The 2,820-nt window shown below is 40.9% G+C and carries 3 protein-coding genes; all 3 read right to left on the reverse strand.

Translation table 11 applies throughout. From position 1 onward, the window contains the following. On the reverse strand, positions 1-87 hold an 87-nt coding region (locus B9T36_RS19395; protein WP_213033332.1), incomplete at its 3' end, for a helix-turn-helix domain-containing protein. A gap of 399 nt (positions 88-486) precedes the next feature. Beyond that, a complete protein-coding gene (gene guaA, locus B9T36_RS18900) occupies positions 487-2,055 on the reverse strand; it encodes a glutamine-hydrolyzing GMP synthase (RefSeq protein WP_086210961.1) in 1,569 nt (522 codons plus the stop codon). A 147-nt stretch (positions 2,056-2,202) separates the two neighbouring features. Continuing rightward, complete coding sequence (locus B9T36_RS18905) at positions 2,203-2,565, reverse strand: NirD/YgiW/YdeI family stress tolerance protein (RefSeq protein ID WP_086210962.1); 363 nt, start codon at positions 2,563-2,565, stop codon at positions 2,203-2,205. Positions 2,566-2,820 lie beyond the last annotated feature (255 nt).

The following is a 2,820-nucleotide window of genomic DNA, read 5'->3' on the forward strand; positions in this document are numbered from 1 at the left end:
CCAAGCGATATAACGTTTAGAAAAACCTTCACGTAACAATGTATAAATCTGATATCGTTCTTCTTGGGTAAGATGAGTATAGTTCATGATGCAACTTTGACTTTGGTCGGTCGGAAGCAAAATGCTAGCTCATCTTGCTTCTTTCCAATAATTTAATCTCTGTTGCACTTCATTTGAGAATCTAAGAATTGATAAAGGATGGTGTCTAATTGACCATGATGCTTTAGTAAAAATTGTGCAAGAGAGTACTAATTGGCTTGAAAGTGCATCATGGGTAGAAAATGGTAAATATCACTCAGCAATATTAAATAAGAAGCTCTTTAGTCTCTTAGAACCGTACTTCTTAGTTAATTAACTTTTCTGACACTTTTAAATAAAAAAAAGAGCGCTTAGGCGCTCTTTTTTAAAGATAATTTGCGTCAACTGCCGCGCGCAAAGCGCTTGGCGTAAAACTGGCAAGCAGCGTTGCTGCTTGAAACCCCAGTTTTACTCCCATTCAATCGTTGCTGGTGGCTTAGACGACACGTCATACACAACACGAGAAACATCTTTAATTTCGTTCATGATACGCGTTGAGATTTTATCGACAAGATCATAAGGAAGATGTGCGAAACGTGCTGTCATGAAGTCAACCGTTTCAACAGCACGAAGCGCAATCACCCATGCATAACGACGACCATCACCTACGACACCAACAGATTTCACAGGTTGGAATACAGCAAAGGCTTGTGCAGTTTTATCATACCAACCACTTGCACGAAGCTCTTGCATGAAGATGTCATCTGCAAGACGTAAAATGTCTGCATATTCTTTCTTCACTTCACCCAAAATACGCACGCCCAAACCTGGGCCTGGGAATGGATGACGATATAGCATTTCATGCGGTAAGCCTAAAGTTGTACCTAAACGACGTACTTCATCTTTAAACAAATCACGGATTGGCTCAACCAATTCAAAAGCTAAGTCATCTGGTAAACCGCCCACATTGTGGTGAGATTTAATCACATGTGCTTTACCATTTTTGGTTGCAGCAGATTCGATCACGTCTGGGTAAATCGTCCCTTGTGCAAGGAAGTTTACACCATCAAGTTTACGCGCTTCTTCAGCAAAAACTTCAATGAACTCACGACCAATGATTTTACGTTTTTTCTCAGGATCAACTTCACCCGCAAGTGCAGTCAAGAAACGCTCTTCAGCATCGGCACGAATCACACGGATACCCATGTTTTTCGCAAACATGTCCATCACTTGCTCGCCTTCGTTTAAACGAAGCAAACCATTATCGACAAATACGCAAGTCAATTGATCGCCAATTGCACGGTGTAAAAGTGCCGCAACAACGGATGAATCCACACCACCAGACAGACCTAAAAGAACTTTCTGATCGCCAATTTGTTGACGTAGTTGTTCAACACGCAGGTCGATAATGTTTTCAGAGTTCCACAGACTACGACAGCCACAAATGCTGTGTACAAAGTTAGACAATAACTCTGCACCTTTTGCAGTGTGCGTTACTTCTGGGTGGAACTGAATACCGTAGAAACGACGTGTTTCATCAGAAACCATCGCCACTGGGCAGCTTGGCGTGCTTGCAGTAATTTGGAAACCTTCAGGAATCGCCGTCACTTTGTCGCCATGACTCATCCATACTTTAAGCTGGTCTTTGGTGTCTTCAAGATCACCAATCAACTTGTCACGAACTTGGATGTTTACTTCGGCATAACCGAATTCATGTACTGTCCCTGGCTCAACTTTACCGCCAAGTTGTGCCGACATGGTTTGTAAGCCATAGCAAATACCCAAAACTGGTACACCTAAGTTGAACACAACTTCTGGCGCACGTGGGCTGCCCTCTTCGTGTACGCTCTCAGGACCACCTGACAAGATGATACCGTTTGGATTAAATGCACGAATGTCTTCTTCAGACATATCAAAAGCATACATTTCAGAATATACACCAGCTTCACGTACGCGGCGTGCAATAAGCTGGCTATATTGAGAACCGAAATCCAAAATAAGGATACGATCTTCAGTAATTTGAGTATTGGTAGTCATGACAAACAACTATGAAAGGCAAACGAATATAAGCGCCGTATTCTAGCATTTTTCCACACATAACGCACATAATTCGGACAAGCTTTATGCAAGGCCAACATTTGGTGATGTTTAAACAAAAAAGCACGCAATTATGGGCTGTGTTTATTACGAAATTTTCTCTATTTTAACAACTTCAATATCGGTCGGTTTATAACGATGTGTGTCGACCTCACCGACCACCTGTACTTTATCGCCTGCTTTAATATTGGATACTTTCCATAAATCCTCATCAATATCCAGCAAAATAACCCCTGTACCATCACTGAACTCATAATGATCTTCATTGAGATGTTTCAACAGTGTACCTTTTAAAGTGACCGCCGTTTCATCTTTGAGATTTGCAATGGCTGAAACAGTGACGTGATTGTTTGCCGCTTCTTGCATGATGATATGGTCATCATTTGCCCATGCGCCTACAGCTAGACTTAAACTGCTCATACAAAGCGCAATTTTTAGAAGATTTTTCATATTATTTTTCCTCATGTCTTATTGCTATTAATCAAAACAAAAAAAGCACCAACAGACGGTACTTTTTTGTAAACTTAGATTCTCAAATGAAGTGCAACAGAGATTAAATTATTGGAAAGAAGCAAGATGAGCTAGCATTTTGCTTCCGACCGACCAAAGTCAAAGTTGCATCATGAACTATACTCATCTTACCCAAGAAGAACGATATCAGATTTATACATTGTTACGTGAAGGTTTTTCTAAACGTTATATCGC

The sequence above is a fragment of the Acinetobacter sp. ANC 4204 genome, assembly GCF_002135205.1.
Lineage (GTDB): Bacteria > Pseudomonadota > Gammaproteobacteria > Pseudomonadales > Moraxellaceae > Acinetobacter.